The organism is Streptomyces sp. NBC_00386 (assembly GCF_036063235.1).
In the GTDB taxonomy this organism is placed as follows: Bacteria; Actinomycetota; Actinomycetes; order Streptomycetales; family Streptomycetaceae; genus Streptomyces.
The window spans coordinates 4,084,415-4,095,536 of the sequence record NZ_CP107950.1 but is presented as its reverse complement, the minus strand read 5'-3'; the positions used below and the strand labels follow the sequence as shown (position 1 = coordinate 4,095,536).

The window sequence follows — 11,122 nt, the reverse complement described above, 5'->3', positions numbered from 1 at the left end:
GCGGCTCGCGCGCCGCCCCGGCCTCCCGGAGGCTCGGACCGGCCGGCACCGGAGTCGCGGGTCCCGGACTTCCGAAGCCCCGGAACTCCTGGAGCCTCATGGCTCCACGGCCTCGTGGCCGCCTACTGGTTGTGGCCCTTCATCCCGTCGTTGTCGTTCAGGGAGTTGGCCACCTCGCCGGCCGCCGCGACACCGGTCTGCGCGGCGACCGCCACGGCCTGTACGGCGAGGGTCGCGCCGCCCGTGGCCGCGCCCGCGCCCGCGGCGGCCGCACCGCCCGCCGCCGCGCCACCGCCCGCACCCGCGCCGCCGGCGCCACCGCTCGCCGGAGCTCCGGCGCCCGCGGACGGCGAGCCCTGCGGACCGGCGGCGCCCCCGCCGCCGGCACCGCCCGCGGCGATGCTGACGGCGCCGGTGGCGACGTTGTTGACCGCGTTCACCGTGACCGTGCCGCCCGAGGTGCCGCCCAGGGCCGCGGTCGCCGGAACGATCAGCTTGAGCAGGGCCGGCAGGGCGAACACCGCCATGATCAGCATGCCGAGGCCGGCGATGGTCTGGGAGAGGTTCGCGGTGCCGTTGGTCATCGACGCGGCCGAGTAGATGATCAGCGCGGCCGCCGGTTTGTACAGCAGCCAGGCCGCGAGCCAGCCGATGTGCTTCTTCCACCAGCCCTCGCCCCACCCGGTCATCGAGGAGGCCGCGGCCAGCGGCAGCGTGCCGACGAGCATGATCAGGACGCCGATGCGGATGTACATCAGACAGATCTGCACGAAGCCCGACAGCATCACCAGCAGGCCGAAGACGATGATGAGGCCCGGCTGTTCGAGGGACAGCACACCGAGCATCTTCTCGGCCTTGTCGCCGAGAGCGGCCCTGTTGTAGACGTCCTGCGCGTACAGATCGGAGGCCGCCGTGAGCGCCCGGACCACCGTCACCGCGACGGCGCCGACGAGGATGACCTTCCACATCCCCATGAACGCCTGCTTCATCGGCTGGCCCTTGCGCTCCAGCGCCATGCGGATCGCCGCGATCAGCAGCGAGGCCACGGCCACGTAGCCGACGAGCCAGTCCACCTCCGCATCGATCTTGGCGATGGGCCCGGTGGTGTCTCCCGCGTTGACGTTTATCCATACGCCGTTGAGCGCCTTGAGCACTTCCGAGGTCGCGTCGCCGATCGCCTTGGCGAAGGCCACGACGGCACCGTCGGTGAACTGCGAACCGACCTCGTCGATCACGCAGTCGTACAGTCGCAAGGAACAAGACATCTCACGCCTCCCAGGTGACGAAGCCCTTGGTGCCGCTGATCTGCGACATGCCCGAATAGACGGTCCCGTCGGCGTCGGGCGAGAGCTTCCAGTCGCCGTCCAGCCAGCGCAGCGTCACCGACGCGGTGCCGTAGGAGCCCTTGCCGGGGACCCGCACCACGAACATCACGGTCGACTTCTCCTTGTCGTACGACAGGACGGTGAAGCCGGCGTAGCCGCCTCCGTCGGCCTCGCCCGAGGCCGGCCTGTCGCCCGCCGCGGCACGGCTCGCGACGAGCGCGTCGCGGCCCGCGCCGGGAACGACCTGCCGGTCGACGACCTGGCGCCAGCCCGAAAAGCTCAGATGGTCGGTGATGGTGTGGGCTGCCATGACGGAGCCCATCGGCGTGTGGGCGAAGCAGGACCAGACGGGTCCGTCGAACGTGAGCGGGCCCACCGTTCCCGAGACCGGCACCAGACCCGTCCCGTTGGCCTTCCACTTGAAGTCCTTCGGGGCCCGGGTGGGCTTGGCCTGGTCGCTGTCGTCGGTGCGGCAGCCGGCGGGGCGGGTGTCCGCCCGCCCTCCGCGGTCCCGGTCCGCGTCCGCGTCCGCGGAGGGGACCGGCTTGCCGCCGTCCGACGCGTCGGACGGTGTCCCGTCGCCTCCGCTGAGCATCGTGGCACCGGCGAGCACGAGCAGCACCAGCAGGAACCCGGCCGACAGGACCCAGCTCCGCTGCTGCCAGAACGGCTGCTCCCACTCCCCGCTGCCCCCTTGGGGCCGACCGGAGTTCAGCATGGTTGCGCTCCCTTCGCTCAGGCTCTGACGAGGCGTCGGTCAGGCGAAGACGAAGGTGACGACGGGGCCCGCGGTGGCCACCAGGACACAGCCGCCGAGCACCATGCCGAGGCGGCCCATGTGCTCGGAGCCCTCGCCGCGGCGCATCGAGATCGCCATCATGGCGCCGGTGATGAGCACACCCGCGACGCCCGCCGCGGTGCCGGCCCAGGCGAGGATGCCGAGGACGGTGTCGACCTTGCCGGTCAGCGCGTTCGGTGCGTCGCGGTCGGGATTGGGGATCTTCCCGTCCGCCAGATAGACGTACTGGTGGGCCTGGGCTGCTATCGCCTTGAACATGGTCTCTCCCCGATGTGGCCGGCTGCCCGCGCACACGTCCTGGACGGGTGCGGAACTGGCCGGGTCTGAACGGCACTTGCCCGGTACGAGCGGTACGTGCTTGCCGTGAGCGGTACTTGAGGGCGGTGAAGATCCGTGGGACGCCCTGGGTTCCCGGTGCACAGTGAGCTTGGCGACTTCCGTGGGCCGGGGCCAAGCGATGTGGGAATCCAGCACCTGTCGGTGACGTGTCCGTGACAGACGGGAAGAGACCGTCATGAAGGACGAGGTGGGAGGCGCGGGAAAAGCTGAGGCACCATCAGATGTGATGGCGCCTCGGGGGATCCCCGCGACGCGCGCGAGCATTCGGACGGTATCCGGCGGACGGCAGATGGCAGACCTGTCCGCCAGGGGGTGGATGGCGTCCGCCGGGGGGATGGAGTCGCCGGAGGGTGGATGGTCTCCGCCGAGCGGCGTCCTCCGTGCCGCGGGTCGCCTCCGCCCGGCGACGGACGGCTCAGAGCACGAAACCGACGATCGGTCCCGCCGTGGCGCCGATGACACAGGCGCCCAGCACCATCAGGAACTGGTTCAAGTGCTCCTCGAACTCACCGGTTTTGACAGCCAGCGCCATTCGGGAGCCCACGATCATCAGTCCCGCCACACCGGCGGCGGTCACGAGCCAGGCGATGATGCCGAGGATCTTGTCGAGCTCCTTGGTGACGTCTGTGTTCACGGCCAGCTGGGTGGCGGCGAGCGCATGCAGGGCGGTCATGGCGCGGTCCTTCCCGTCAGCCGGGCCAGGGAGGCCGCCTCGCGGGGCAGCGGTCCGGTGAGGTCTCCGGTGCGCCACGCGGGCATCCACGGCACCCGGTAAACGTCGATGACCGAGTTGATCACCTTGACGCGCTGGGTGAGTTGACGCGGCAGCCGGCCGGGCGCGTCCGCGACCAGGACGATGGCGTCGAGATCGAGTCCCGGCGGTGCGTCGCCCCGGCGGAAGATGTCGAGGGTGTGCGACACGGCGTCCAGGCCCGCCGCGTGCGTACGGCCGACGAGCAGGACCGAGGCCGGATCGCCCCGGTCCGGCCGGGGCCAGTCGCGGCCCGCGTCATGGCCGCCGAAGACGGTGGCGAGCGTGGAGGAACCGGCTCCGCCGTGCGTGGCGACCCAGGAGAACTGCCGTGAGCGTGCGACGAGCCGGTGGTCCTCCTCGTACTGCTGCGGCGGCTGTTCCGGTTCTCCGGCCGCCCCGCGTATCCATATCTCGGGCCCGCCCGGCCCGTTCCCGTACGGCACCGCGCCGTCGCTCCCGCGCGGCGGCACTCCCTCGCTCCCGCGCACGGCCACCCCGTCGTTCGCCCGCATCGCCACCCCCTCGATCCCCTGCATGGGTGCTCTCTTTCCTCGTCGGTGCATCGATCCTCCCGGCGTCCGGGCGAGTTGGGTAACGGGGCGTGAGTTCCTGGGACGAGTCTGTGACGCCGTGGTGACGCGGGAATCGGGTGGGAACCGAGAGACTCGACAGCATGTACACGACCGGAACATGAGGCTGAGGGGGGCCGATGTCCAACGGGGGCGGATCCACCATGACCTGGGTGGTGGGCGGCTGCCTGGCCGCCGTGCTCATGCCGGTGGTCATGATGGTCGCGGTGAGCGGGGCGTCGAGCGAGGAGGGTCCGGGGTACGGCGCGGGCGGGGGTCTGAAGGACGGTGCCGTGCCCGCGAGTTACGTTCCCTGGGTGCTCAAGGCGGGTGCCATGTGCGACGTCATCAAGCCGGCGGTCATCGCCGCGCAGATCGAGGCGGAGTCGGGCTGGAACCCCAACGCCCGTTCCCCCGTGGGCGCCGAGGGCCTGTCGCAGTTCATGCCGGGGACCTGGCCCAACTGGGGCAAGGACGACGACGGCAACGGCCGGGCCTCTCCGTACGATCCCGGTGACGCGATCATGGCCCAGGGCCGCTACGACTGTGCCCTCGCCAGGACGGTCGAGGGGTACAAGAACCGCGGCGAGGCGAGCGGCGAGACCCTCGACCTCGCGCTCGCGGCGTACAACGCGGGCCCCGGCGCGGTGCACCAGTACCACGGCATGCCGCCGTACACCGAGACCCGGAACTACGTCGCCCGCATCAAGTCCCTGATATCCAAGTACGAGTCGGTGGACGATCCGCCGGGCACGATTCCCGCCGGGCAGGAGCTGGCGATGCCGCTCTCCGGCCACCCGCGCGTGACCTCGCCGTTCGGTATGCGCATGCACCCGATCAAGCACGTCTACAAGCTGCACACCGGCATCGACTTCGCGGCGCCGCTGGGTACGACGTTCAAGGCGGCCCGGGACGGCACGGTCACCTTCGCGGGCTGGTCCAACGGTTACGGCAACCGCGTGGTCATCTCGCACGGGACCATCAACGGCGACCGCGTCTCGACGACCTACAACCACATGCGGAGCCTCAGCGTGCACGTCGGCCAGCACGTGCAGGTCGGCCAGAAGGTGGGCGAGGTGGGCTCCACCGGTCTCTCGACAGGGCCGCACGCGCACTTCGAGGTCCAGCGGAACGGCACGTACGTGGATCCGGCACCCTGGCTGGGACTGAAGTGAGGAGGGAGGCGAGTATGAGGACGACACGGACGGGTACAGCGGTCCGTACGGGGGCACGCGGAACGTTTGCCGCGCTGGCGGTCGTGTCCGTGGCCGGGGTCCTGGCGTTGACGGGCTGTGGCCTGCGGGACCATCGTGATGACGTGGGCGTGCCGGGTTCGTCGCCCTCCGTGGTGCCGTCCGTGGCACCGAAGGCGTCCCTCCCGCCGGGCAGGCCGCTGGGCACGGACGCACACGTGCCGAGCCCGTCGGGTGTCGACGGGACGGACGCGACGGCAGTATCGGAGGCGTGGGCGGAGGTGGCGTACGGCTATGACACGAAGTACGACTACGGTCCCCACGACGCCGTGCTGCGTTCCGCGCGATGGTTCACCGCGTCCAAGGCCGCGGCCGAGCGGTCGTACCACCCCGCGAGCGGGGCGGGCGCCGAGTGGAACACCTGGGCGGGCCACCGGGCCTGGATCACGGTGGACGTGACCGCGGACGACGACGCCGACGGTCCCGCCGACACGTCCGTCCTGGCCTACCGCGCTCTCTTCGTGGAGGGCACGGCCCACGGCCGCGACGGCTGGACGGGCACGGGTCCGCGCGCCAACGTCTACCTCAAGCTCACCCGGGCGGGTGGCGGCCGTCCGTGGCACGTCGCCGAGGTGACGACCGTGGAAGCGGCGGACCCGCCTCTCTCGCCGTCGGCCTCCCCGTCCTCGACGCCGGTCTCGCCCTCGGCCTCGACGATGTCCTCGAACCCGTCCTCGACCACCCCTTCGTGAGGGAACCGATGTCTCGACTCAGCCGCGAACAGAAGCGGGAACTCAAGCGGCAGCGCTCGACGGCCGGTGCCGGGGGGCAGCCGACCGCCGGGATGACGCCGATCGAGGTGCACGTACCGGCGTCCGCTGACGCCGCGGTGGCCCCTGGGTCCGCCGGGGTACGGGGCTGTGCCACGGTCGGCGGGATGCCGGTCGTGGCCGCGCCCGGCGAGACGGTCCAGGGCGCGATCCTGAACTACCTGCACCGCCTCGCCCTCGCCACCGGCCACCCGGTGCTGGCCAGCATCCACGACGAACGCATCGGCTTCGTCGTACCGCTCCAGGTGCACGTCGACGGTTCCAGCCGCTATACGGCGGAGCCGGTACGTGTGGCACCTCCCGCGCCGCCCGTGCAGCCGCGCGAGCCTCGGCCCGAGGGGCGCCCGCACCTTCCGCCCCAGGAACACCGCCACACCCCACCCGAGGGCCACCCCCGCCCCCCGGCCCACACCTTCACCGAGCCCCCGCCCCATGAGCGGCACCCGCAGCCGCCGGTTCGGGAGCAGCGCCCGGAGCCGCCCGCTCAGCGGCGTCCGGAGGCGCCGGCTCCGCCGCTTCCGCCCGTCCCGGTGTCCGCCGAGCCACCTGTACACGTTCCGCGGGCTCCGGAGGTCCCGGAGGCACCGGCCGTTCCGCGCCGGGACAAGGCGACGTTCCTCCTGCGCGCGGTGCCGGAACCACCTGCGCGCCCGCTCCCGGGACCGGAGACCGGGACACCGTCTGCCCCGGCGACGACGTCCGAGGCGGTGCCCGCACCCGCACCCGCACCCGCACCCGAGTACCCGCCCACGGCACCGCCCGCGCCCGAGCCGTCGGTGCGCCCGGAGTCCGTCGCGGAGCCGCGGCCCGCGCCGGTGCGCAGGCCGGAGCCGGCGGTGACCGCCGAGTTCGTGCCGCAGCCGCAGCTGCAGCCGCAGCCCCTGTCCCTGTCCCAGCCGCAGCCGCAGTCCGTGCGGCCGGCATCCCCGGAATCCGTGCCCGCCACTGCGCCCGCGCCGATGCCCACGCCCGTTCCCGCCCCCGCGGCGATGGCCGAGCCGGTCGTCACCGCGGATCCCGGCAGGGGCGCCGGTGCGGTGGCCGGCCCGGCGAACGGTGGTGCCGTCGCTCCTGCCCCGGGCCCCGACCTGGTGCCCGCGGTCGACCCCGCCGTGCCCGGTACTCCCACGCCGTCCACCTTCGTCCTGCGGGCGGTACCGGAACCGAAGCCGCTGCCCGGGGCCGCGTCGACGCGTGTCCTGCGGGCGGTGCCGGAGTCGGCGGCCGCCGCGGCGCCCGCTCCGGCGGGGGAGTTCGGCCCGGCCCCGGAGCCGGAGCGCGCCCCCGAGCCGAAGGCGGCCGCTCCATCGCGGAAGCCCGCTTCCGCGATGGAGGCCCTGTCACTGCTCGGCCCGGAGCCGGAACCGGATCCGAAGCCGACCCCCGCCCGCGGCTTCGACGCCGTGGCCGAGGCGGTGCTCGCGCCGAGTCCGCAGGAGCCCGCCGCGGAACGGGACGCCGCGTCGGCGTTCCTCGCCGCACCCGTCGCCCGGATCAACGAGGCCGTGAAGATGGGCCGTATCGAGGCCGCCGCGGGCATGGCGGAGCGCGCCGTCGCGGAGGCGGCGCAGTCGCTGGGCCAGGAGCACCCCGAGGTGCTGAAGCTGCGCGAACTGACCGCGTACATCGCCTACCTGGCCGGTGACGCGCTCAGGTCGTTCCATCTGTCGCTGGACCTCGCGAGGGTTCGCCGACGGCACCGGGACTCCGGGGCCGCCTACGGCAACGTCCAGAGCGCGGCCGCCGCGTGGCGCGCCGTCCGCGATCCCCTCCAGGGCCTGCACCTCGGGCGGGACCTGATCGGACTGTGGACCGAGCTCGCGGCCGACGACGGCCCCGCCGCCGACGACCTCGAACAGCTCGAATCGGCCCGCACCCGCATGGTCCGCCTCGCGGAACGAGCCCGTCTCGCCGCGGACAACCCGTACGCCAGGGCGCCCCGCGCCCACGGTGAGTGAGGAGCTGAGCGGCCGGGGCGGAGCCGCCGCCCCGGTCTCAGTTGACGCAGAACTCGTTTCCCTCGGGGTCCGTCATCACGACCCACTCGCCCGCGGGTTCCTTCACCTCTCGCAGGACGCCGGCGCCCAGCGACGTCAGACGCCCGACCTCGGCGGCGCGGCGCCCGTCGCCGGGATGCAGGTCGAGGTGGAGCCGGTTCTTGTGCGTCTTGGGTTCGGGGACCCGCTGGAACAGCAGGCGCCGCCCGAGGCCGGTACCGCGTTCCTCGTCGTACGGGTCATCGGGATGCCGTACGGCGATCAGGTCCCGGAAGGCCCGGCGGCCGTGGAAGTCGACGGTCGCCTCGGCCGGCAGTGCGCCGAGGCTCAGCAGCCGCTCGATGAAGGCGCTGTTGTCCTCGACCGTGTACCCGAGCGCGGCGGACCAGAAGTCGGCCTGCGCGTGCGGATCCGCGGAGTCGATGACGAGTTTCCAGTGGACGGGTGTGGGTGCGGGCACGGGAGTCGGCGTCATGGAGCCACTCATAGTGGGTGTCCGGTGGGCGGGCAAGGTCACGCGCCGGGCCCGCCCTCATGCCGTACGGGGGAGGGTCCCGCCGGTTTCGCCCCGGGCGCGGCCGTGACCACCGGCGGTCACGGCCGCCCGTTCGTCACGAGGTGCCGCGTGTACCGGCCCGACCGGTGGATCCGACGATGTCGGCGGCGATTCCCGCGGCCTCGGGCGCCGTACCCGCGGCGACAGCGGCGACCTCCGCGATCTCGGCGGTGGTAGCCACGGGGACCGCCCCGGTGCCGGCGGCGGTACCCGCGGCGGCCGTCGCCGCCGAGTCCGCGCGGGCCGCTTCCCGTAGGGCACGCGCACCCCGCCGCGCTGCGCGCAGCGCGTCGAACGTCAGGAGCGACAGCGCGAGCCACACCAGCGCGAACCCGGCCCACCGCTCGGCCGGCATGGCCTCGTGGAAGTAGAAGATGCCGAGGAGGAACTGGAATACGGGCGCCATGTACTGGAGCAGGCCCAGGGTGGACAGCGGCACGCGGATCGCGGCGGCACCGAAGCAGATCAGGGGGATCGCGGTGACCACACCGGTCGCCGCGAGCAGCGCGGCGTGCCCCGGCCCCTGCGCGGTGAACGAGGCGTCGCCCCGCGAGCCCAGCCACAGCAGATACGCCAGCGCCGGCAGGAACTGGATCGTGCTCTCGGCGGCGAGCGATTCGAGGCCGCCGAGGTTGACCTTCTTCTTCACCAGGCCGTAGACGGCGAAGGAGAAGGCGAGACAGAGGGAGACCCAGGGCGGGCGGCCGTAGCCGATCGTCAGGACGAGGACGGCCGCGGCGCCGACGCCCACGGCGGCCCATTGCACCGGCCGCAGCCGCTCCTTGAGGAGCAGCACGCCCATCGCGATGGTGACCAGGGGGTTGATGAAGTAGCCCAGCGAGGCCTCGACCACGTGCCCGGAGTTGACCGCCCAGATGTAGACGCCCCAGTTGACGGTGATGACCGCCGCCGCGACCGTGATCAGCGCCAGCTTGCGCGGCTGCCGCAGCAGTTCGCCCGCCCAGGCCCAGCGCCGTGTCACCAGCAGCAGGACCCCGACCACCGCCAGCGACCACACCATCCGGTGGGCGAGGATCTCGATCGCTCCGGCGGGCTTCAGCAACGGCCAGAAGAGGGGGACGAGCCCCCACATTCCGTACGCCGCGAAGCCGTTCAGCAGACCTATGCGCTGCTCGCCCCTCGACTTCCCGGCCACCGGCGTCTCCTTCTCCCACGGTCTCGGACGACTGTCGCGTCCCGCGCTCCGGAGCTCCCGTGCGGTCGGGGAACTTCCGTGCAGCATGAAAGAAGGTAGCGCCGCACGCCTCCGCCCGTCATGTCCGTATCGCCATACGGTCATGACAGGCGAGGTGCGCGGGGCAGGCGCCCGGCGCCCGCCGGGACGTCAGCCCTTCAGCGCCGCCGCGACGGACTCGCTGATCGGCGTGGTCGGGCGGCCCGTGAGCCGGGACAGGTCGCCGGTGGTGACGGCCAGCTCGCCCTTCTCGATGCAGACGTCGACACCCGCGAGGATCCCGGCGAGGACCTCGGGCAGCCCGGCTCCGGTCAGGATGGAGGCGAAGGTCTCGGGGGAGACCTGGTTGTAGGTGATCTCCTTGCCGGTCTGCCGGCTCAGCTCGGCGGCGTACTCGGCGAAGCCCCACGCCTCGTCGCCGCTCAGCTCGTACGTCTTGTTCTCGTGCCCCTCGCCGGTCAGCACCGCGACCGCGGCGGCCGCGTAGTCGGCGCGCGCGGCGGAGGCGATCCGGCCCTCGCCGGCGGCCTGGACGACGGCGTCGTGCGCGAGTACCGGGGCGAGGTTCTCGGTGTAGTTCTCGTGGTACCAGCCGTTGCGCAGCAGCGCGTAGGGCAGCCCGGAGGCGAGCAGGACGTCCTCGGTGGCGCGGTGGTCGTCGGCCAGTGCGGCCGTCAGGCTGCCGGGGGCGCTGGTGTAGGCGAGCAGCGAGACACCGGCCGCCTTGGCCGCGTCGATGACGACCCGGTGCTGTCCTACGCGCCCCTTGTCGAACTCGTTGCCCGAGATCAGCAGCACCTTGTCACCGGCGGCGAACAGGCCGTCGAAGGTCTCGGGAGTGTTGTAGTCGGCGACCGCGAGCCGTACGCCGCGGGCCGCGAGGTCGGCGGCCTTGGACTCGTCCCGCACGACGGCGGTGATCTCCTCGGCGGGGACCTTCTCCAGCAGCTGCTCGACCACGTGACGGCCGAGGTGTCCGGTGGCTCCGGTGACGACGATGCTCATGGCGTACATCTCCTTGTGGGGTGCGGATGTCACTCACCCTAAGAGCTGCACTAACTGATGGAAAGTACCCACCTTGAAGTAAGGTGCCCACCTCTGAGTAAGGTACCAACCTTCAAGTAAGGTATTGGCATGGCCGTAAACAGCGTCAAGGCAGCGGACGGGTACGACGTCGGCGAGGCGATGTGCCCCTACCGCCTGGTCCTGGAACACGTCACCAGCCGCTGGGGCGTCCTCGTCCTGATCGAGCTCCTGGAGCGTTCGTACCGCTTCAGCGAGCTGCGCCGGGCGATCGGCAGGGTCGGGAAAGGGGTCAGCGAGAAGATGCTCACCCAGACCCTGCAGACCCTGGAGCGGGACGGGCTCGTCCACCGCGACGCCAAGCCGGTCATTCCGCCGCGCGTCGACTACTCCCTGACCGACCTGGGCCGCGAGGCCGCCGAGCAGGTGCGGTCGCTGGCGCTGTGGACCAATGAGCGCATGGCCGACGTCGAGCGGGCCCGCGGCGCGTACGACGAGGCCCGGGGACTCGGGCCCCGGGCCTCCTGAGAACCGCCTGCGGA

Annotated in this window: 12 protein-coding genes; 4 read left to right on the top strand and 8 right to left on the bottom strand. The window is 72.3% G+C overall.

The annotated features are described in order from the left end of the window. Window positions 1-122: 122 nt before the first annotated feature. The 5 genes from OG780_RS17895 to OG780_RS17875 form a co-directional block, all read right to left on the bottom strand. Window positions 123-1,253 carry a hypothetical protein gene (locus OG780_RS17895; protein WP_328449378.1) on the bottom strand — a complete coding sequence of 377 codons (1,131 nt, stop codon included), beginning with the start codon at window positions 1,251-1,253 and terminating at the stop codon, window positions 123-125. A 13-nt stretch (window positions 1,254-1,266) separates the two neighbouring features. Next, a complete protein-coding gene (locus OG780_RS17890; RefSeq protein WP_328449376.1) occupies window positions 1,267-2,043 on the bottom strand; it encodes a hypothetical protein in 777 nt (258 codons plus the stop codon). 39 nt (window positions 2,044-2,082) lie between these two features. Beyond that, entirely contained in the window at window positions 2,083-2,382 is a 300-nt protein-coding gene (locus OG780_RS17885) for a hypothetical protein (protein ID WP_328449374.1), read from the bottom strand. A gap of 496 nt (window positions 2,383-2,878) precedes the next feature. Continuing rightward, a complete protein-coding gene (locus OG780_RS17880; protein ID WP_328449371.1) occupies window positions 2,879-3,136 on the bottom strand; it encodes a hypothetical protein in 258 nt (85 codons plus the stop codon). Beyond that, window positions 3,133-3,753 (bottom strand): hypothetical protein, encoded by a 621-nt coding sequence (locus OG780_RS17875; RefSeq protein WP_328449369.1) that lies wholly within the window; start codon window positions 3,751-3,753, stop codon window positions 3,133-3,135. Before OG780_RS17875 ends, OG780_RS17880 begins: the two co-directional genes overlap by 4 nt. 173 nt (window positions 3,754-3,926) lie before the next feature. On the opposite strand from OG780_RS17875, the gene OG780_RS17870 reads away from it, so the two are divergent. Genes OG780_RS17870 through OG780_RS17860 form a run of 3 tightly spaced genes read left to right on the top strand, consistent with a single transcriptional unit; the run spans window position 3,927 to window position 7,767 of the window. Further along, window positions 3,927-4,961 carry a peptidoglycan DD-metalloendopeptidase family protein gene (locus OG780_RS17870; RefSeq protein ID WP_328449367.1) on the top strand — a complete coding sequence of 345 codons (1,035 nt, stop codon included), beginning with the start codon at window positions 3,927-3,929 and terminating at the stop codon, window positions 4,959-4,961. Between the two features lie 14 nt (window positions 4,962-4,975). Further along, window positions 4,976-5,731 carry a hypothetical protein gene (locus OG780_RS17865; protein WP_328449366.1) on the top strand — a complete coding sequence of 252 codons (756 nt, stop codon included), beginning with the start codon at window positions 4,976-4,978 and terminating at the stop codon, window positions 5,729-5,731. 8 nt (window positions 5,732-5,739) lie between these two features. After that, a complete protein-coding gene (locus OG780_RS17860; protein ID WP_328458207.1) occupies window positions 5,740-7,767 on the top strand; it encodes a hypothetical protein in 2,028 nt (675 codons plus the stop codon). A 37-nt stretch (window positions 7,768-7,804) separates the two neighbouring features. Here the strand turns inward: OG780_RS17860 and OG780_RS17855 are convergent, their stop codons facing one another. The 3 genes from OG780_RS17855 to OG780_RS17845 form a co-directional block, all read right to left on the bottom strand. Continuing rightward, entirely contained in the window at window positions 7,805-8,281 is a 477-nt protein-coding gene (locus tag OG780_RS17855) for a VOC family protein (protein ID WP_328449365.1), read from the bottom strand. A 136-nt stretch (window positions 8,282-8,417) separates the two neighbouring features. Beyond that, window positions 8,418-9,518: an EamA family transporter RarD gene (gene rarD / locus OG780_RS17850; protein WP_328449363.1), complete on the bottom strand. Its 1,101-nt coding sequence runs from the start codon at window positions 9,516-9,518 to the stop codon at window positions 8,418-8,420. A 189-nt stretch (window positions 9,519-9,707) separates the two neighbouring features. After that, window positions 9,708-10,562: an SDR family oxidoreductase gene (locus OG780_RS17845; RefSeq protein WP_328449361.1), complete on the bottom strand. Its 855-nt coding sequence runs from the start codon at window positions 10,560-10,562 to the stop codon at window positions 9,708-9,710. A gap of 129 nt (window positions 10,563-10,691) precedes the next feature. Between OG780_RS17845 and OG780_RS17840 the strand changes: the two genes are divergently transcribed. Continuing rightward, window positions 10,692-11,108: a winged helix-turn-helix transcriptional regulator gene (locus tag OG780_RS17840; RefSeq protein ID WP_328449359.1), complete on the top strand. Its 417-nt coding sequence runs from the start codon at window positions 10,692-10,694 to the stop codon at window positions 11,106-11,108. Window positions 11,109-11,122 lie beyond the last annotated feature (14 nt).

Excerpts from the sequence above, each read along its gene's own strand:
- OG780_RS17890 (WP_328449376.1), bottom strand. The coding sequence starts at position 2,043 with ATGCTGAACTCCGGTCGGCCCCAAGGGGGCAGCGGGGAGTGGGAGCAG.
- OG780_RS17885 (WP_328449374.1), bottom strand. The coding sequence starts at position 2,382 with ATGTTCAAGGCGATAGCAGCCCAGGCCCACCAGTACGTCTATCTGGCG.
- OG780_RS17880 (WP_328449371.1), bottom strand. The coding sequence starts at position 3,136 with ATGACCGCCCTGCATGCGCTCGCCGCCACCCAGCTGGCCGTGAACACA.
- OG780_RS17875 (WP_328449369.1), bottom strand. The coding sequence starts at position 3,753 with ATGCAGGGGATCGAGGGGGTGGCGATGCGGGCGAACGACGGGGTGGCC.
- OG780_RS17870 (WP_328449367.1), top strand. The coding sequence starts at position 3,927 with ATGTCCAACGGGGGCGGATCCACCATGACCTGGGTGGTGGGCGGCTGC.
- OG780_RS17865 (WP_328449366.1), top strand. The coding sequence starts at position 4,976 with ATGAGGACGACACGGACGGGTACAGCGGTCCGTACGGGGGCACGCGGA.
- OG780_RS17860 (WP_328458207.1), top strand. The coding sequence starts at position 5,740 with ATGTCTCGACTCAGCCGCGAACAGAAGCGGGAACTCAAGCGGCAGCGC.
- OG780_RS17855 (WP_328449365.1), bottom strand. The coding sequence starts at position 8,281 with ATGACGCCGACTCCCGTGCCCGCACCCACACCCGTCCACTGGAAACTC.
- OG780_RS17845 (WP_328449361.1), bottom strand. The coding sequence starts at position 10,562 with ATGAGCATCGTCGTCACCGGAGCCACCGGACACCTCGGCCGTCACGTG.
- OG780_RS17840 (WP_328449359.1), top strand. The coding sequence starts at position 10,692 with ATGGCCGTAAACAGCGTCAAGGCAGCGGACGGGTACGACGTCGGCGAG.